The sequence below is a fragment of the Paenibacillus harenae genome (assembly GCF_030812415.1).
Lineage (GTDB): Bacteria > Bacillota > Bacilli > Paenibacillales > Paenibacillaceae > Pristimantibacillus > Pristimantibacillus harenae_A.
The window spans coordinates 345654-364239 of sequence record NZ_JAUSST010000005.1; the positions used below are offsets into that span (position 1 = coordinate 345654).

The following is an 18586-nucleotide window of genomic DNA, read 5'->3' on the forward strand; positions in this document are numbered from 1 at the left end:
AAAAAAGGAACGGAAGGGAGGTGAATCCATTGTTCGAGCTTGAATGGCATGATATATTTCCGTACTTATTATCGATTAGTCTGCTCTGCTCCTTCGCCTATGCTTACGCGACTCATGTGAACAAGAACGCTTATGCGTTCATGGAGGGAAGCAGAGAGGTTAGCCTGCTGCTGCCAATACTGCCCGAAGCGCTATGGCGTACCATTCCGATCCGCCACCGGCTCGTTAGGAGAGAGAAGCGGAAGGAATCCCCGGATGACGACATAACCGATTGCATTTCCTCGTTTGTACGCGCTAGTTCATACAAACGAGGAGGATTTTTATGCAAACAAGCAACAACAAGGGGTTCACTTTCGCTTTCCTGATGAACAACCGTTTCTTCATGATCGGTCTTATGCTTGCTGCGCTGCTGCTCATTAGCGGCTGCGGGACGGCAAGCGGCACGATTGATGGCGATACGCCGGGTTTCTTCAACCACTATGTTATTTATCCGCTATCGGCTTCGATCCAGTATATAGCCGGAATGTTCGCTGGCAATTACGGTATTGCGGTCATCGCGATCACGATTATTATCCGTTTGCTGCTATTGCCGCTTATGATGAGACAGTACCGTTCGCAGGCGACGATGAAAGAGAAGATGGCGGTTCTTCAGCCGGAGCTGAAGCAGCTTCAAGATAAATACAAAGGCAAGAGCGATGTCGATTCGAAGCAAAAGATGCAGCAGGAAACGCTACAGCTTTATCAGAAGCATCAGGTTAACCCGCTTGCGATCGGCTGTCTGCCGATGCTTATTCAATTGCCGATTCTGACCGGTTTGTACTCGGCCATCAAGCTGACGCCGGAGCTTGCGGAGCATTCCTTCTTATGGTTTCAGCTCGGATCGCCCGATTATATTCTGCCGATCCTTGCCGGGCTCGTTTATTTGGTGCAGTTCAAGGTGTCGCAGACCGGCGTGGATATGACGGGGCAACAGAAGCAGATGCAATTCATCGGGTACCTGTCACCGATTATGATGACGGTATTCGCGTTTACGGCACCGGCGGCGATCTCGCTTTACTGGGTGACCGGCGGCTTGTTCATGATTGCTCAATCGTATTTGGCCAAAAAAATATATGCGCCCCAGCCCCGGTCCGAGAACGCTGCGGCAGTGGAACAGAAGGCGTAAATCAAGGGAGATGCAGGAATGTCCGTCGGTGTATTAGCCCACTTGTTCGGCAGTTTGCCGTATAAAGAGCTTGCTCCAAAAGTAGCAGAGAAAGGGTTTGCGCATGTACAGCTAGCGCTGTGGAAGGCAATCAGCGATATCGACTTCAGCAAGCCGGGCAATCTGAGCCCGGGTCTTGCAAGCGCGATTGGCGAGCAGTTCGATCGGAATGGCGTCTCCATATCGGTGCTTGGTTGCTATGTGCATCTATTCGACCGCAATGAAGACGTTCGACGCGCGAACGTGAACCGGTTCAAGGAGCTGCTTCGATATGCGAAGCAGTTCGGCGCGCCGATGGTTGCCGCGGAAACGGGGCGCAACGAGGGCGGCGACTACACCGAGCGCGACTGGACGGTAATGAAGTCGACGCTGGAGGAGCTTGCCGAGGAAGCGGAGCGCTGGGGCGTATACGTCGGACTGGAAGCCGCGGGCGGACATTTGATCGGCACGGCGCCGGAGTTGGCGCGCATGCTGGAGGAGGTGCCCTCCTCCATGGTCGGCGTCGTGATCGATCCGGGCAATTTGCTGAACGAGGCGAACTTCGCTCGTCAGAACGAAGTCATCGAGGAAGCGTTCGAGCTGCTCGGCGACCGAATTATAGCCGCCCATGCGAAGGATCGCCTTCTGCTTCCTGACGGCAGCCTCAGCACGATGCCGGCTGGATTCGGCGAGATGAACTACGAGCTGTACATGAAGCTGCTGAACCGCTGCAAGCCGCATGTCCACATCGTAATGGAAGAGGCCAAGGAGCATCAGATGGCGCATTCCAAATCGTACATCGAGGGCATCCGCAGCCGAGTGTAATGGATGACGCAGGATATGCGGGATAGCGAAACAAACTTTCGTTATTTCTTCGGAGTCGCCTATCACAATGCTGAATAGCGAAAAAAGTTTGCGTTATTCACGCCTAGAATAAAAAAGGAAGGGGATGTCCCTCCGGGTAGGCCAACCGTCTGCCCGGGAGACATCCCCTTCTTACTCGTTAGACCACGTTCAAGTGCGGTATTACTAACCCTCCGTAGATGAAGGCGGCCACGATGACGATAGCCGGATGGATCTTGCGGAACTGTATCGCCCAGAAGGCGACCGCCGCGATGATAAGCGATTGAATGAGGCCGATCGATTCGACGGAGCTCTCGGCCATCTGCCAAGTGAGCAGCAGCATCATGATGGCGATGACGGGCTGAACGAGCAGCGTCATCCCTTTCACGACCGGCGATTGCCGGTGCTTCTGCAGCACCTTCAGCAGCAGAATGAGCGCAACCGCCGACGGCACGACGGTAGCGGCCAAAGCGAGCAACGCGCCGCCCCAGCCTGCGACGTCATAGCCGACGAACGCGGCGATCTTCGTCGCGATTGGTCCTGGAAGCGCATTGCCGAGAGCGAGGATGTTGGAAAACTCCGTTGACGTCGTCCACTCATGGTTCGTTACGATTTCCCGGTACATAAGCGGAATGGAGGCCGGTCCTCCGCCGTAGCCAAGCACGTTGGCGATAAAAAATCCGATAATCAAATTAATCCAATCCACGCGTTGCACCCTCCTTCTGCTGCGGCTTATGACGATCCAGCTTGCGTTCTTTTCTCCGCTTAATGGCAGCAACCGTCTTCAGGTGAAACGCGCCATACCCTAAAAATAATACGATTACGATAGCAGGGTGCAGATGAATGCCTTGAAGCAGGCCGAACGAGAGGGCGAAGAAGCCGATCCCGACATAGATGCCGAGCCCCTTCACGGCGCGCTCGCCGAATTCGTAAGCCATCATGCCAAGCATGACCGCAATCACCGGCGTCACCGCTCCGATCATTCCTTGCACGAACGCCGCGCTGCTTAAATATTGCACGAAGGAGAGCAGGGCGATCATCGAAATGCCGGAGGGCACGATATGCGCCAGCACGGCGACAATAGCGCCGAGCACGCCCTTCTGCCGATAGCCGAGATAAGCGGCGATCTTAGTCGCGATCGGACCAGGCAGCGCGTTGGCAAGAGCAAGAATTTCCCCGAACTCTTCATCCTCCAGCCACTTATAATGATTCACGGCTTCGTATCGGATGAGCGGAATAACCGATGGTCCTCCGCCGTAGCCGATAATGCCCGTCTTCATAAGCGCCCATGTCAACTGCGTATACATATTATCGCGGAATGCACTCGCCATCGTCTAAAGCCTCATTCCCATACGGCTCTTATACCGATTAATAAGCACTTGGCAGTCTACGCCCATAATGCCAGGCAGCGTGTACAGCTTTTCCTTCAAAAACCGCTCCATCTCCTGGTTGTTGCGGAACAATCCGTGCATATGCAGCTTGCTTGGTCCGGTCATATGATAAAGACTCGTGACGAACGGCTCCATTGCGAGCGTATCTGCCGCGGCATGCAGATGCTTTGGCTCGACCTCCACGTTGAAGAAGGCCGATACATGGATGCCGATCTTCTCCGGATTAATGACCGCGGTGAAGCGTTCGATGACGCCTGCATCCATAAGCGCGTTAATTCTTGCTTGAACAGCTACGCGCGAAAGGCCGATCTCTTTGGCGAGGTCGGTGTAAGATATTCTGCCATTCATATTGAGGGCTGATATAATATTGCGGTCAATCTCGTCGATTGCGACGGAGGTATGTTCTTCCGATGGTTTGGATTGCATGTCAACATCTCCCTATCCTTATGAAGTGCGATTTCAAGGTGTCGTGTAATATCGGTTTATAATTACCATATGTATAAATATATATAGGGATACGTTCGTTTTCAATACAATATTGCAAAAAACGATTGCATTTTAGTTGCCTATCAATGAAGGGCGTGGTATTTTTTAATCATAGATTCGAGTTAGGTTATCTAACATATAGGAGTGATGGCAATGAATCAATCTGCAACCGGCACGAAAGCGATGGTTGTCAGTCCTCATTATTTGGCGTCCGCTGCCGGCATACGCATGTTGGAGGAAGGGGGCAATGCGTACGATGCCGCCGTTGCCGTCAGCGCTTGCCTCGCAGTCGTATACCCGCACATGACGAGTCTCGGCGGCGATTCATTCTGGCTTATGCATCATCATGAAGAAGGCGTCGTTCGCGGCTATAACGCCAGCGGTCGATCGGGGCGCCAAGCGGGTAGCGATGCTTACGAAGGGGCGGAATCGATTCCGACTCGCGGCATCAAAAGCATTGTCACGGTGCCGGGCATGGTTGACGGCTGGTACGCCGTACATCAGAAGTTTGGCGTGCTGGGATGGGCGGAGGTGCTCGCTCCGGCCATCGATTACGCGGAGAACGGTTTTCCCATGTCGAAGGATCAATATGAAAATACATTGAAATGCGAGGCCGTTCTGGCCCAAACGCTCGAGACGGCAGACATCTATTTGCCGGGGGGCGGCGTCGTGCAGCCGGGCGAGACATTCAAGCAATCGGCCATGGCACGGACGCTTCGGCGGCTGGCCGAGTTCGGGCGCGATGAGTTCTATAAGGGAGAGACGGCGAAGGAGATTGCCGATTACTTGCAGCGGCAAGGCGGATTGTTGACGGTTGAAGATTTTGCCTCACATCATGGGGATTGGACCGAACCGGTTAAAGGCTCTTATAGAGGATATGACCTCTATCAGATGCCGCCGAATTCGCAAGGGTTTACGGGCATTATGGCGCTCCATATTCTCGAGCAGTTCGACCTGCAGGCCGTCGAGCATGGCTCGCATGCGTATTATCAGCTTTGCATCGAGGCGCTTAAGTTAAGCTTCCGGGACCGCAACGCGTACTTATCCGATCCGGCTTTCACGGAAGTGCCGCTGGATAGGCTGCTTAGCAAGGAATATGCCGCGCAGCTGGCGGCATCCATTGATATGGAGCAAGCGTCCGGCTTGCAGACTAAGCCGATTGGCAGCGATACGGCCTATGCTGCGGTCATTGACGGAGACGGCAACGCCGTTTCGTTCATCCAGAGTTTGTATTTCGAATTCGGCTCCGCTGTCGTCGGAGGAAGCACAGGCGTCCTGCTGCAAAACCGCGGTTCGTTTTTCTCGCTTGACCAGGGCCATGTGAACCGTCTCGAACCGGGCAAAAGAACGTTCCACACGCTCATGCCGGCCATGGCCTGCAAAGACGGCAAGCCCGTCATTCTCTACGGAACGCAGGGCGGAGAAGGCCAACCGCAGACGCAGACGGCGATCTTGACGCGAATGGTCGACTACGGCATGGACCCGCAGCAGGCGATCGACGAGCCTCGCTGGGTATGGGGCCGAACATGGGGCGAACCGACGCAGGAGCTTAAGATGGAGGGGCGGATATCCGAAGCGGTACTGGATTCCTTGGCCAAAGCGGGGCATGTCGTGCGCCGGATGAATGATTTTGACGGCATTATGGGTCATGCCCATGCGATAAGGCGCGACGAGTACGGCAATCTGCAAGGCGGTACAGACCCGCGCTGCGACGGTGCTGCAATCGGTTTGAATCATTAGAGCGAAGATGGAGGGTAGGACAATGAGTCATCACCATCACGAACAAGCGAGCATGCACCAGCGGCAAGCGGGACATTGGAATGCCTACGCGAATGCGTCTGTCGATGTTCCTCCTTCCGGGAGCGGCGCGCTAACAGGGATGACGTTCGCGGTTAAGGATGTATTCGATATTAAGGGGCATACGTCCGGTGCGGGCAATCCGGACTGGCTGCGAACTCATGAGCCTGCGTCGAACCATGCGCATGCTGTGAGCAAGCTGCTCGCCGCGGGAGCGCATCTGCAAGGGACGACGATTACCGATGAGCTTATGTACAGCATTAATGGCGAGAACGCGCATTACGGCACGCCGATTAATCCGAAGGCGCCAGGGCGCATTCCGGGCGGCTCCTCCAGCGGCTCGGCCGTTGCGGCGTCGGCAGGGCTTGTCGATTTTGCGATTGGAACGGACACGGGTGGTTCTATTCGAGTTCCTTCTGCGTATTGTGGTATTTATGGCGTTCGCCCCACGCATGGGGCAGTCGATGCGGAAGGGCTTGTTCCGCTTGCTCCAAGCTTCGATACGATTGGATGGATGGCGCGGGACGCGCAGACGCTGCTGCGTGTCGGCCGGGTGCTTCTCGATCAATCGGTCACTGAGGGCGACATGATCATCGGGAATGAGTCGTTCAAGAAGCTGCTAGTTCCAACGGACCTTTGGGCTATTCCTGAACGATCGTCCATGGAAGTACTGCAGTCATTTATCCCTGGCATAGAGTCGCTTATCGGCGGTTCGTTGCAAGCCGTTGTTGCCGCGCCCGAAGGACTCGGGGAGTGGGCGGGTGCTTTCCGAACGCTTCAAGGCTTGGAAATATGGCGATCGCACAGGGAATGGATTGCGCGCGAGCGGCCGGTATTCGGTCCCGGCATAGCGGAACGTTTCGTATGGGCGAGCACGCTTCGAGAGGAGCATGCGATCGAGGCGCTTCTCATACAAGAGCGAGCACGAGAGCGCATTGAGGCATTCCTTGGCAAGGACGGCGTACTTATGATGCCGACCGTACCTGCAGCGGCGCCGCTTCTGGGACAATCCGGCGAAGAGGTGGAACGCGTGCGCAAGCGGACGTTCGAGCTATGCTGCGTCGCAGGCTTAAGCGGCTTGCCGCAGGTGACGATTCCGATAATGGGCAAGGATGGCTTGCCGATTGGCCTATCGTTCATGGCGGGAAGGAATCAGGATGCCAGATTGCTTGCGTGGGTGGCGAATCAAGCGGATGACATCATACATTCTATAGGCGAGAGGGCGAATTAGGCGATGAGAATATCAACCGTGAAGCTGGAAGAGTACGAGCTTGCAGCGCTGAATGGCGATGCGGGACTTGTGTTGATGGATACGATTAATAAGGCGGAAGGCAAGACATGGCACACGGAATTATTCGATATCATTCGTCTCGGCGAGCTGGATGACATAACGGAATGGTATGAGTCCGGCGGCAAGAAGAAGCTGGCGGACTTTCCTGCACTACCCTATGGCGAAGCCGAATACGGGCCGCTCTACCGCAATCCGCGCAAAATTTGGGGTATAGGCATGAACTATGTGAAGAGTGAAGATGAGCTCGCGGCGGCGGATCCTGCCGATGAGCCGGTTAGCTTCATGAAGCCGGATACGACGCTGATCGGTCCGCTGGACGCCATACGCATACCGGCGGGAGTGGGTACGATTACTGCCGAGGCGGAGCTTGGCATCGTGATCGGCAAAGCCTGCAAAAACATAACCGAGGTGGATTACGGCGACGTCATCGCCGGATATGTAGCGACAATCGATGTCACGGCATCGGATATTCATGCGCGCAACCAGCGTTTTCTCACGCGGGCCAAAAGCTTCGATACGTTCTTCAGTCTCGGCTCGACGCTCGTAACGAAGGAAGAGCTTCCGGATCTGCTGGGAGTTCATGTCGGGACGGCTCTGAACGGCGAGGTTGTTCATCGCAATAAGCTGTTCAACATGAAGTTCCGTCCGGACTACGCGGTATCCTTCCACTCGAAGGTGATGACGCTGCTGCCGGGCGATATTATTATGACCGGGACGCCAGGCGCAGTCGTTATCCGCGACGGCGATATCGTAGAATGCCGAATGGACGGCTTCGAGCCGCTGCATAACCCTGTACGAGAGTAAAACGAATGTTGCTTCGCTGCCTTTTTTAGCCGCTTGATCGCAACCTCAAAAACTGCTATAAATAAGTAAGTTAATAAAATTCAGTTTGGAGGAGAAAAGATGATGAACCTATTCCCTGCATCTGAACGGCATGTTGCGGACCTCGGCTGGCTGCGAAGCTATCCGGCTTACTCATTCGGCGGTTATCAGGATGCGAATCGAACGGGTTTCAGCGTGATGCGCGTATGCAACGACGATTACATAGCTCCGGGACGAGGCTTCGGCGCGCATCCGCATAGCGATATGGAAATCGTGTCGATCGTATTGAACGGCCGGATCCGTCATGAGGATAATCTAGGCAACCGCGTCGTCAGCTCGTTCGGCGAAGTGCAGCGCATGTCCGCCGGCAGCGGCGTTATTCATACGGAATTCAATGACTCTGACGACGAGGAGCTAAGGCTGCTCCAGCTATGGTTCATGCCGAAGCAGCGCGGGGCGGCTCCATCCTATGAAGCGAAGAGCTTCGACACCGGCAAATTGCATAACGCCTTGCTTCCAGTTGTCTCGGATAAGCCGTCGGCCCATACGGCCTCTATTGCGCAGAGCATGACGATCTATCTAAGCAAGCTGGATCGTGATCAACCGATTCGTTATGAGGCGGCCGAAGGACGCAACTTATTCGTCTATGTGATAGAAGGCAAGCTTGCGACGCTAGGACATTCGCTGACGGCGATGGATACGGCGGAGATTGAACGGGAGAGAGAGCTCACGCTCACGGCAGAGGAAGATGCTTTCTTTATGCTGGTCGATCTGCCTTAACATTTCGAAGGGAGAGCATGCATATGAAACAAACGCTGCTGGTCAAACACGCTGTAAGCGGTCGGATGCTTATCGATTCCGGCAAGCAGGACGTAAGCTTCTCGTCGAAACCCGAAGGAAACGGTTGGCAGATCGATATAGGCGTTCCGTGGAGCGGGACAATCGAAGAGATCCTGAAGCATAAAGATGAGCTTAACGTATTTATATTCTACGATTATGACGACCAGCCGACGCTGAAGACTTGGTATTACGTCGGGAAAGGACTTGTTGCTTACGATCGGGATTCGCAGCTTCTGACGATTGGCGCGCAATCGCGAATCGAGTATTATCCGCATGAATATTCCGTTTAGCACGGTGATAAGCAGAGGCTCGAAGATGGCTGCAAGCCTGATCGAGCCTCTTTTTGCGATTAACACCACAGTTTACTTATTCGTGCTATGCTGCTTATTCTGGAGAACGTTGGCAGGCAAACCTTCGCCGTTGCTCCGCTTGTTTTTCTCGGCTTTGCGCTGTGTATCATGCACTTTATCCACAAATTGCTTCGTGTTATCCATGCTGTCACCTCCCCCTTGGCCATTGGCGCTTATAGGCGGCTTGCACAATCCGCTTGCTTATCATCTCCAAAAATGAAATTATAATTGCGCGACATACGACCGGCATCTTAAGCTTATAATCATGGTGCGCATTCGGACGTGTCATCATTATAGGGTTGCTCGTGATCATAACGCGGAAGGGGCTCATGCAAGCGATGTACAGAGTGATAGCAAAGGCACAATTAAAGCAGGGTGTATCGATAAATGATCGTGGATTGGGCGAGACGGTGCGGGGACTAGTCCGAAGCGGACGTCTTATGACCGGGGCGGCATTCAGATGGCAAAATCATTTATTCGTTTACGCGGAGTGCATGGATCTGCCGGTCGAAGCGGATGCGCTCATGCCCGAAGCGGCGGAGCTGCTGGAGGATTGGCCGGGGCAAACGGACAAGAGGAAGTGGATTCCGATGATCGACGTATTTCACTTCAACGAGCCGGCAAGCTGGGAGCATTGGCTGCGCAAGGAGCCGGTCGAGCGGCGGGCGGGACGCGTCGCGCACTTGAAGCCGGAGATGGCGGCCAGCTATATTTATTACCATTACCAGCTTCAAGAGGAGCAGGCTTTCCATGGGCCGAAATATGAGATCATCGCCATGCATGAGAATCTGCTCTTCGGCTATCAGGAGTTTCCTGCCGTAGTGGAGCCGCCGGTGCTTCCGGGCAAGCTAAAGACGTCGGGGACGCCGAGCAATTGGAGCGATTCGCGAATGGACTTGCATTTCCAGCCGTGGGAGGATTCCCATCTTTATTTTAAGCCGATCGAGACTTTATTCGCGTATTATGTCGACGAATTTCGGACGAGGTAGACAGGGTATTCGTTTGCCTTTGCCCGCGTGATGTGGTATTATAAGAATAGTCGTCAGACATGCAAACCTATTTCAAATACTACAGATGTACATAAACGATAACTGCCCCTAAGCGCGTGCGATAGAGGCAGTTTTTCCTTTTTTGTGCGGAGGAGGCTGACTATGTATAATCGTAAAAAACCGGCCGAGGAAGTGCCGGAGGAAAACACGAAGGTTTGGACATGCGAGACGGAGGGATGCAACAGTTGGATGCGGGATAACTTTGCGTTTGACCACGTTCCGAACTGCACGTTCTGCCACGCACCGATGGTAAGCGGCATGAAGATGCTGCCTGCACTCGTCAACACGAATCACGACATGAAATCATTGAAAAAAGGAACGGCAATTACGTAGTGACTGCTGTGATTAAATTAAAGGCTGGAGATCAAGCGGATGGCGTCAAGCCACCCGCTTCGGTCTCCTTTTTTATTGGTTTATTTTCCTCCGCCATCCTCGCCATAATGCCGTTTGCGGTATTCGTTGGGCGAGCAATCGGTCCATTTTTTGAACACCTTGCTGAAATATTTCTCGTCCTGGAAGCCGACCTGCTCGGCGATCTGGGATATTCGCAATTGTCCATTGGCAAGCAGCTCCTTCGCACGCTTAATGCGGCTGCGCGCGATGAAGTCGGAAATATTCTCGTTCATCTCCTGCTTGAACTTCCGCGATATATACTCCCTGCTTAGGAAGAAACGGCTTGCGATCTCTTGCAGCGTAATGTCAGAATGCACATGCTGTTCGATATATTTGGCGATGTCGTATATAACGCCGCTCTCCTTATCCCGCTCGGCTACGCGTCTTGCGGATTCGCAGGCCTCATCGAACACGGATTGCTTCCACTGCTCATAATCGAAAGTGCCAAGCGGCGTAACCGGCAATGGATGAGCGTTGTTCGCGCGCGTGTCGGCCTTCTCCTCGGATACGGGCCCGTCATCATGCGCCTCCCACCTCGACTTGGCCAGCTCGAATTGCTGCCGCCACTGGCTTAGCTGCTCCAGCGAGATATACCCGCTCTGATCAAGCGCATCGAACCATGGCTGCATCGCGCGGCGAATCTGCTCCTGCTGTCCGCTCTGGACGGCGAAGCGGATGCGTTCTTCGAACTCGCTCCACATCAGGAGCGGATTCTTGGCATGCGCGGTGCTTGGCTCATAGAAGTGGAAGTCTGCGCTGCCTCCGAGCAGATTACGCCGCTGCAGAGCAAGCTTGGCAAGCTGATAGGACGTTGCCGCTTCGCTCGGGAAGGCCGTTGGCAGACCGATGCCGAAGACCAAGCGCGTCTTAAGCGTCTTGAATATCGCAGTGTTAATTTCGCCAAGCAGCTCGGGCGCGTACCTTGCTTCGCCCCAGAGCAACAGTGCCAGCTCCAGGTCATGTCCGCGGTAGCGGAATGCGTAGCCGAGCCCCTTATCGCGAAGAAACTCGTTGCATATATTCGTCAGAGCGAAGAAGAGCAGGTCGAGCCCCGCCGCGAACTTGGCCTTGACGGCCGGGGGCGACAGCTCCAGGCTGACGATGGCGACGCGCATATGCGTAATGGGCATTAGGATGCCGAGCTCCTGCTCCATCGTCTCGGCGAAGGCGGGATGGTTGCCGGGCTCGCTGATAAGCGTAGAAAAATATTGTTCGAGAAAGATCGGCTTCAGTTGATTCAGCTCGATATTCATATGGAGGCTGCGGCTCCGCTCCTGCTCCTCGCGCTTCCAGCTGTCGATCGCGGTGGCGAGAGCTGACTTAAGCTGCTCGGCATCGATCGGCTTCAAAATGTAGTCGATGCAGCCGCACTTCACGGTTGTACGGACGAAGCTGAAGTCGTCATGGCCGCTAATGACGATGATCTTGCTTGCCGGCGCATGCTTAGAGGCCCATTCGAGCAGCTTTGTCCCGTCCATATTAGGCATCATCATATCGGTGAAGATGATCTCCGGCTTCTCCTTCTGGATCAGCTCGATAGCCGTCTGCCCGTCCTGAGCCTCCAATATCGTACCGATCTGGAACGTCTCCCAAGGGACGAGCAGTCTGATCGCTTCTCTCACATGCTTCTCGTCATCGATGATTAACGCCTTCATGCTCATTCTCCTTCGCCAAGCGGGATGTGGATCGTAACGGAAAAGCCATGCGGTCGGACCTGCTCTAGTTCAATTGCCGCGGACGGATGGAAGTGCAAGCGCAGCCTCGACAGCACGTTCTGAAGCCCGATGCCGCCTCCCTCTTGCGACGAAACGGCAACGGAAGCCGAAGACGAAGACGGCAACGGAGACTGCGTTTGCGAGTTAACGACTCCGTGAGACGGAGGCTTATCCAGTCCGTATCGCAGCTCAGCCAGCCGTTCGTCCGATATGCCGATGCCGTTGTCCTGTACGCGGATCGTCAGCAGGCGGCCATCGTCGCTGAGCGAGCTTGCGATCGTCAGTTCGCTCGGCGAATCCGCCCCGGCGAAGCCGTGCTTGAAGAAGTTCTCGAGCAGCGGCTGGAGAATCATCTTCGGCACGAGAATGCGGCGCGTTTGGTCATCGATCTGCAGCCGGATGCCGAGCGCCGTATCGAAGCGCTGCTTCTGCAGATCGAGATAAGCCTGCGCGTACTCCAGCTCGCGGTTCAGCTCGACGACGGCATCCATCGTATTCATATGGTAACGCATCATTTTGCCAAGTGAGGTAATAAGCCCGTATGCCTTGTGATCGCCATGCTGAAGCGAAACCGTGCCGATCGATTGCAGCGCGTTGTATAGAAAATGCGGGTTAACCTGCGCCTGCAGCGCCTTAAGCTGATTCGTCTTGTTGGCGATCTCCAGCCGATATTCGGTCAAAATCAAGTTGTTGATCGTCTGCATCATGGAACGGAAACGCCGGGCGAGCAGGCCGATCTCGTCATTGCTCTGAATGTCGATGGAGACGTTCAAATTGCCGGTCTCGATCTTGTTCACATAGCCGATCAGCCGCAGAAGCGGCTTCGTAAAGGTGAACGATATGAACAGCGTGGCGATAACGACGATGGCCAGAAAAGCCGCGCCAACCCAGATGTTAATGCGCGCGACGCGGTCGGCCGCGCTATAGAGATGGCTGTACGGCGTCTGCTTGACGAGATACCAGTCCATATAAGGCGTCTTGATCCGGTCGTAGAAAATCATTCCTTCGAACGATTGCTCCGCCCAGTCGAAATGTCCGCTATCCTCGCTCGAGCTATAGATGGCGTTCATCCACGTTTGGTCGATTTTGCTGCCGATTTCCTCCTTGTTCGAGGCGAGCACGATCTGTCCGTTGGCGTCCACGATGTAGAAATCCTCCTTGCCGCCGTCATACAGCTGGCGGTTCAGATCCTCGAGCACCGTCAGCCGCACGTCGATGGACAGCTCGGCGAGCAGCTCCTCGCTAGGCGCGCGGAAGATCGGACGATGCAGCGTGAACACCATCTCGTCGTTAACGTCGCCGAACTTGATGTTAAGCCCGTAGTTATGGCTTTGATGAGTAGGCTCGATCGACGCTTTTTTGACCGTTGCCGCCAGCGTGTCCTTATCGTTCTCCCCGACTTTGATATCATCGTTCCATAGCAGATAAGTCGCGTTTTGCTTCACGACATAGAGCCGTACTTTATTGAATTCGCTTACGCTTTGGTAAATGCTGTATAGATGATCCTTGAGCAAATTGCGGTTGTTTATGACATCCGTTAAATCGTTCGGGAATACCTCGTCCTCGAGGCTGCGCTCCAAAATATAATACAGCGAGCGAGGCACGTTCATGGAATTATATACGGCCAGAGACTTCTGGTTGATGTTGCTCATATAGTTCATAATGTTCGTTTTGCCGAGCGAGAGCAACCGGTTGTTCTTGGCAATCGCCTCTTCCGTGATCGAACCCGTCGTGGCGTTGTAGGAAATGATCATCGACGTCGCAATAGGCAAAATGGTAGCCGCAAGCAGCAGCAGCATGAGCTTATTGCGAATGGTGTTAAACGGTTTTCTCGATTTCAAGTGCCGATTCCTCCTGCCGGATGCGCTAGCCGCTTTCTATTACGCTTGTGGATACACAGTAACCGATTGAACCAAGGATGGTCAATATATTCCACCAACGTTATCATCATCCTCGGTAGTCCGCATAGGGAGCGTGGTTTTATACTTTGGATGTGGGGAAGCGTCAGCACGCCTTGCCCCGCGACCTACTCAGAACATACGAAGACAGAGAAAGGGGACTAGATCGCGATGTCCAAAGGAATCACTCGAAGGAGATGGAGCGAATGGGTGCAGCAGACCGTATTTGTCGGTCCGGGCCTCATTGCTTTCATACTGATTGTGCTATTGCCGTTTGTTATGGGTTTTTATTATATGTTCACGGAATGGGATGGCATAAACATAGGCGACGCCAAATGGACCGGCATGCGTAACCTTACGAAAATTTTCACCGACGACGAGAGGTTCTGGGATGCGTTCCTGTTCACGGTCAAGTTCACGCTGGCGGGCGTCCTGATTACGAATCTGACCGCTTTCTTGCTGGCGCTTATGCTTAGCCGCAACCTGAAGAGCCGCAATGTGCTGCGGACGATCTTTTTCTTGCCCAATGTGATCGGCGGATTGCTGCTCGGCTACATCTGGTATTTTATTTTCGTAAGGGGCTTTGCCGCAATCGGCGAGGCGACAGGCATCGGCTTCTTCAATCTCCAATGGCTCGGAACGCCGAATACGGCTTTCTGGGGTATCGTCATCGTGTTCGTCTGGCAGACGGCCGGCTATATGATGATAATCTATATTGCGGCGATGATCGGCGTGCCAAAGGATTTGATCGAGGCAGCGAAGATTGACGGTGCCGGCATGCTGCAGATGCTTCGCTCGGTGACAATCCCGCTTATTATGCCCGCGATTACGATCTGCTTGTTCCTGACGACGTCGAACGCGTTCAAAATGTTCGATCTGAACTTGTCGCTCACATCGGGCGGACCGGGCAATGCTACGGAATCGATTGCGCTTAACATTTACAGAGAGGCGCTTGGCTATAGCAGGTACGGACTTGGAACGGCGAAGGCGATGATCTTCTTCCTCGGCGTTGCCATCATCACCGTTACACAAGTATGGATTACGAAGAAGCAGGAGGTGGAAGCGTGATGGAAACGAGACAAAAGTATACGCCGCTCCTGTTCGTCACAGAGATTATCGGCATCTTATTGGCATTGCTGTTCATTGCTCCGTTCTACTTCCTGATCGTCAACTCGTTCAAGAAGCTGGGCGACATCTTGCTTAACGCGTCATCCTTGCCGGAGAAGATCAACTTCGGCAACTTTCAAAGGGCTTGGGAAGCTGTAGAGTTCCCTCGCGTATTCATGAATTCATTTCTAGTGACCTCGGTCAGCGTGCTTGCGCTTGTCGTTATTAGCTCGATGATGGCTTACCGGCTTGTACGGAGACCGACGACATTCAACAAGCTGCTTCTGACAGCTTTGATTGCCGCCATGATCATCCCGTTCCAATCGGTCATGCTGCCGCTAATGCGGGTCACTTCGTGGCTGGAGCTTCGGGGACATTTTCACGGTATCGTCATATGTTACATGGGCTTCGGCATCTCGCTCTCGATGTTTCTGTATCACGGCTTCGTGAAGTCGGTGCCGCTTGAGATCGAGGAGGCCGCGGTCATGGACGGCTGTACGCCGTACGGCGTTTTCTGGCGCATCGTGTTCCCGCTCTTGAAGCCGATCACCGTTACGGTTATTATTTTGAACGTGCTGTGGATTTGGAACGACTACTTATTGCCCATGCTAGTCATTAACGATAGGATGACGACGATTCCGCTCGCCGTGCAGAAGTTTTTCGGTCAATACTTGCGCAAGTGGGATCTCGCCATGGCGGCGCTGACGCTGAGCACGCTCCCGGTCATAGCTTTCTTCCTTTTCCTGCAAAAGCATATTATCGAGGGGATAACGGCGGGGTCGGTAAAGGGCTAACGGTTAAATAATCAAAATATTACACCTAGATGTTCAATAATTTCGGTGTTGTGCTTGATTGTTGCACAACTATAATGACGATGTACACAAGATAAGGCTTTAAATGTTAAATTATAAAGTTGCGGGAGGTCATGTAAGATGAAGAAATTATCTTTCCTTATGCTCGTCGCGGTTATGGTGGTCGTGCTGGCTGCGTGCGGGGGCAACAACGGCAACAATGTAGCGAATAACGGCGGGACGGAAGCAACGAACCAACCGACGGAGGCGGCTCAGACCGATGCGCCTAAGAAGGACGTAACGATCAAGATCTTCCAATTCAAGGTGGAAATCGCGGAAGCGCTTAACCAGATGGCTGCCGAATACGAGAAAGAAACAGGCGTTAAAGTGGATGTCGAGACGCATGGTGGCGGCGAGGACTACAGCGCATTGCTGAAGGCGGAGCTCGCGGCCGGCGAAGAGCCGGAAATCTTCAACTCCAGCGGCTGGGCCGGCTTCGACCCTTACGTGGATCGTGCCACTGACCTTAGCAACGAAGCTTGGGCAAAGGATCTTGTAGAAGCTTCGAAAGCTCAGATCTCGCGCGACGGCAAGCTGCTTGGCATGCCGATGAACCTTGAAGCTTACGGCTTCACTTACAACAAAGACCTGTTCGCGAAAGCCGGCATTACGGAGCTTCCGAAGACTCTTGACGAGCTGGATGCTGCCGCGAAGAAATTGCAAGACGCGGGCATTACGCCGTTCGCGCTGACGAACGAGTGGTGGTCGATGGGTATCCACACGCTCAACATCGCGCTGGCTAACCAAGCAGACCCTGCCGCTTTCATCGAAGAGGTGAAAGCCGGCACGAAAACGCTGAAGGACGACCCGACGATGAAGCAGTGGGTACGCCTCGTGGACATCATGTTCGCGAACGGACAGAAGAACGCTCTTACGACGGATTACAACACGCAGGTCGCTGAATTCGCGGCAGGCAAGTACGCGATGATCCAACATGGCAACTGGATTCAAGGCATGATCGACGAAGTAACGCCGGGCATGAACCTGGGCATGATGCCAGTGCCTCTTCTGGATGCGCCGAACGTGTTCACGGGCGTTCCGAACAACTGGATCGTCAACAGCAAATCCGCTAACGCGGAAGAAGCGAAAGCGTTCCTGAACTGGATGGTTACTTCGGAAACGGGCAAAAAATATATCGCGACCGATTTCAAATTCGTGCCTGCGCTGTCCTCCATCGAGCCTAACCCGGAAGCGATCGGCAGCATCGGCGGCGACTTCGCGCTATTCGCCAATGCGAACCCAACGCAAGTGAAAAGCTGGAACTGGGACCGCTTCCCGGACGGCGTCACGCAGCAATGGGGCGCGGCGATGCAGGAGTACCTCGGCAAGCAAATCTCCGCCGACGAGCTGCTCTCGAAGCTTGACAAAGCGGTACAGGATATCGTGAAGAAATAATAGCGTATAAGACGAAAGCTCCGATCATGCGGCCAAGGCTGCACGGTCGGAGTTTTTTCTTTACGCGTTGTGAGAGCAGATCGATCCACCTGCTGCTGCGCCGCATTTTTGAAATAGTTGGAAATAGTCCCGTAATTTCGCCCTCAAACAGGAAAATTGTACAATTAACTGGAGTTAATCCCTATTGCGCATGGGAAGATGAGCGGCTTGTCGGTACAATTAACCGGAGTTTTTCCTGTTATTGATGAGATTGCGGCATTACCACCAAAATCAGCTGGAGAAATTTCCGTTATTGCGAGGTGGGGAGGTGGGACAATAGTGACTGGGTAAACAAAACGAAGAAGCCATCCCGGTGCGGGACGGCTTCTAGCTTCTTGCCTCTTGGTTGCTGCTGGGCAACGATCGCGATTAGTCGCGGCTGAAGATTTTGGAGAGCAGGCGAAGCATTTCGATGTACAGCCATACGAGCGTGACCATCAGGCCGAACGCGCCGTACCATTCCATGTACTTCGGCGCGCCGCGCTGTGCGCCGTTCTCGATGAAGTCGAAATCCAGCACGAGGTTCAGTGCCGCGATCACGACAATGACGAGCGAGATGCCGATGCCGATCAAACCGTTGCTGTGCAAGAAAGGTACGCTGATGCCGAAGAAACCGAGCACGAAGCTTACCAGGTAAAGAAGGGCGACGCCCGCCGTTGCGGCGAACACGCCGAGCTTGAAGTTCTCGGTCGCTTTAATAAGTCTTGTCTTATACGCTAGGAGCAGAGCAACGAATACGCACATCGTCAGCAGCGACGCTTGCATCGTAATGCCGTTGTACAACGTTTCGTAGTTGGCCGACAACGCGCCAAGGAAAAGTCCTTCTGCCACTGCGTAGACCGGAACTAGGTAAGGCGCCGTTCTTGGCACGAAGCTGATGATGAGCGCTAGTACAAGTCCGACGACAACGCCGCCGATCATATAGCCCATCACGTTTTGGCCGTTGAAATACATGTTCCAAGTCGAGAACGCGCCGCCAAGCAGCAGTGCGAGCGTAATGAACGCTTTATTGACCGTGCCGTTGATCGTCATCGCGCCGTTCAGCGAATTGCCGTGCCGATCAAACGTATGATCTCTTAATGTCGGATTACCGCTTCTTCCTAACATGGGTAATTCACCTCATTATCATTTTGTCC

At 53.9% G+C, this 18586-nt stretch carries 20 protein-coding genes; 13 read left to right on the forward strand and 7 right to left on the reverse strand.

Features of this window, described 5'->3' with window-relative positions; genetic code table 11:
* Positions 1–29 precede the first annotated feature (29 nt).
* The 3 genes from J2T14_RS19685 to J2T14_RS19695 are packed head-to-tail and all read left to right on the forward strand — an operon-like array spanning position 30 to position 2008.
* Positions 30–365 (forward strand): hypothetical protein, encoded by a 336-nt coding sequence (locus J2T14_RS19685; RefSeq protein WP_307473454.1) that lies wholly within the window; start codon positions 30–32, stop codon positions 363–365.
* Complete coding sequence (gene yidC, locus J2T14_RS19690) at positions 323–1165, forward strand: membrane protein insertase YidC (RefSeq protein ID WP_307473456.1); 843 nt, start codon at positions 323–325, stop codon at positions 1163–1165. The genes J2T14_RS19685 and yidC overlap by 43 nt, the downstream gene beginning before the upstream one ends.
* 18 nt (positions 1166–1183) lie before the next feature.
* Positions 1184–2008 carry a sugar phosphate isomerase/epimerase family protein gene (locus J2T14_RS19695; protein ID WP_307473458.1) on the forward strand — a complete coding sequence of 275 codons (825 nt, stop codon included), beginning with the start codon at positions 1184–1186 and terminating at the stop codon, positions 2006–2008.
* A 178-nt stretch (positions 2009–2186) separates the two neighbouring features.
* Here the strand turns inward: J2T14_RS19695 and J2T14_RS19700 are convergent, their stop codons facing one another.
* From J2T14_RS19700 to J2T14_RS19710, 3 genes are read right to left on the reverse strand one after another with little or no spacing between them, the layout of a single operon-like run.
* On the reverse strand, positions 2187–2732 hold the full coding sequence (locus tag J2T14_RS19700; RefSeq protein ID WP_307473461.1) for a chromate transporter: 546 nt from the start codon (positions 2730–2732) through the stop codon (positions 2187–2189).
* Complete coding sequence (locus J2T14_RS19705; protein WP_307473462.1) at positions 2719–3357, reverse strand: chromate transporter; 639 nt, start codon at positions 3355–3357, stop codon at positions 2719–2721. Before J2T14_RS19705 ends, J2T14_RS19700 begins: the two co-directional genes overlap by 14 nt.
* A gap of 3 nt (positions 3358–3360) precedes the next feature.
* Positions 3361–3843, reverse strand: coding sequence for an Lrp/AsnC family transcriptional regulator (locus J2T14_RS19710; protein WP_307473464.1), 483 nt, complete (start codon positions 3841–3843; stop codon positions 3361–3363).
* Between the two features lie 207 nt (positions 3844–4050).
* Here J2T14_RS19710 and ggt point away from each other — a divergent pair, with 207 nt between their 5' ends.
* The 5 genes from ggt to J2T14_RS19735 all read left to right on the forward strand — a co-directional run bounded on the left by ggt (position 4051) and on the right by J2T14_RS19735 (position 8943).
* Complete coding sequence (gene ggt, locus J2T14_RS19715) at positions 4051–5643, forward strand: gamma-glutamyltransferase (RefSeq protein WP_373458174.1); 1593 nt, start codon at positions 4051–4053, stop codon at positions 5641–5643.
* Between the two features lie 22 nt (positions 5644–5665).
* Positions 5666–6931, forward strand: coding sequence for an amidase (locus J2T14_RS19720; protein WP_307473468.1), 1266 nt, complete (start codon positions 5666–5668; stop codon positions 6929–6931).
* 3 nt (positions 6932–6934) lie between these two features.
* Positions 6935–7795, forward strand: a complete 861-nt coding sequence (locus J2T14_RS19725) for a fumarylacetoacetate hydrolase family protein (protein WP_307473469.1) — start codon at positions 6935–6937, stop codon at positions 7793–7795.
* A gap of 99 nt (positions 7796–7894) precedes the next feature.
* The gene (locus tag J2T14_RS19730; protein WP_307473472.1) at positions 7895–8593 is read left to right on the forward strand and encodes a pirin family protein; all 699 of its coding nucleotides are present in this window, start codon (positions 7895–7897) and stop codon (positions 8591–8593) included.
* 23 nt (positions 8594–8616) lie between these two features.
* Positions 8617–8943 (forward strand): hypothetical protein, encoded by a 327-nt coding sequence (locus J2T14_RS19735; protein WP_307473474.1) that lies wholly within the window; start codon positions 8617–8619, stop codon positions 8941–8943.
* Between the two features lie 72 nt (positions 8944–9015).
* Here J2T14_RS19735 and J2T14_RS19740 read toward each other — a convergent pair whose 3' ends face one another.
* The gene (locus J2T14_RS19740; protein WP_307204672.1) at positions 9016–9147 is read right to left on the reverse strand and encodes a DUF4023 family protein; all 132 of its coding nucleotides are present in this window, start codon (positions 9145–9147) and stop codon (positions 9016–9018) included.
* 194 nt (positions 9148–9341) lie between these two features.
* Between J2T14_RS19740 and J2T14_RS19745 the strand changes: the two genes are divergently transcribed.
* Entirely contained in the window at positions 9342–9992 is a 651-nt protein-coding gene (locus tag J2T14_RS19745) for a hypothetical protein (RefSeq protein ID WP_307473476.1), read from the forward strand.
* A gap of 162 nt (positions 9993–10154) precedes the next feature.
* Entirely contained in the window at positions 10155–10385 is a 231-nt protein-coding gene (locus tag J2T14_RS19750; RefSeq protein WP_307204674.1) for a cold-shock protein, read from the forward strand.
* Between the two features lie 80 nt (positions 10386–10465).
* On the opposite strand, the gene J2T14_RS19755 is transcribed toward J2T14_RS19750, so the two are convergent.
* Complete coding sequence (locus J2T14_RS19755; protein ID WP_307473477.1) at positions 10466–12100, reverse strand: response regulator; 1635 nt, start codon at positions 12098–12100, stop codon at positions 10466–10468.
* Positions 12101–12102: 2 nt separating this feature from the next.
* Positions 12103–14001, reverse strand: a complete 1899-nt coding sequence (locus J2T14_RS19760) for a cache domain-containing sensor histidine kinase (protein WP_307473479.1) — start codon at positions 13999–14001, stop codon at positions 12103–12105.
* 228 nt (positions 14002–14229) lie between these two features.
* Here J2T14_RS19760 and J2T14_RS19765 point away from each other — a divergent pair, with 228 nt between their 5' ends.
* From J2T14_RS19765 to J2T14_RS19775, 3 genes are all read left to right on the forward strand, one after another.
* Entirely contained in the window at positions 14230–15126 is an 897-nt protein-coding gene (locus J2T14_RS19765) for a carbohydrate ABC transporter permease (RefSeq protein WP_307204678.1), read from the forward strand.
* Complete coding sequence (locus J2T14_RS19770; protein ID WP_307473481.1) at positions 15126–15959, forward strand: carbohydrate ABC transporter permease; 834 nt, start codon at positions 15126–15128, stop codon at positions 15957–15959. The genes J2T14_RS19765 and J2T14_RS19770 overlap by 1 nt, the downstream gene beginning before the upstream one ends.
* A gap of 138 nt (positions 15960–16097) precedes the next feature.
* Positions 16098–17411 carry an ABC transporter substrate-binding protein gene (locus J2T14_RS19775; protein ID WP_307473484.1) on the forward strand — a complete coding sequence of 438 codons (1314 nt, stop codon included), beginning with the start codon at positions 16098–16100 and terminating at the stop codon, positions 17409–17411.
* A 408-nt stretch (positions 17412–17819) separates the two neighbouring features.
* Here the strand turns inward: J2T14_RS19775 and J2T14_RS19780 are convergent, their stop codons facing one another.
* Positions 17820–18557: a Bax inhibitor-1/YccA family protein gene (locus J2T14_RS19780; protein ID WP_307473486.1), complete on the reverse strand. Its 738-nt coding sequence runs from the start codon at positions 18555–18557 to the stop codon at positions 17820–17822.
* Positions 18558–18586 lie beyond the last annotated feature (29 nt).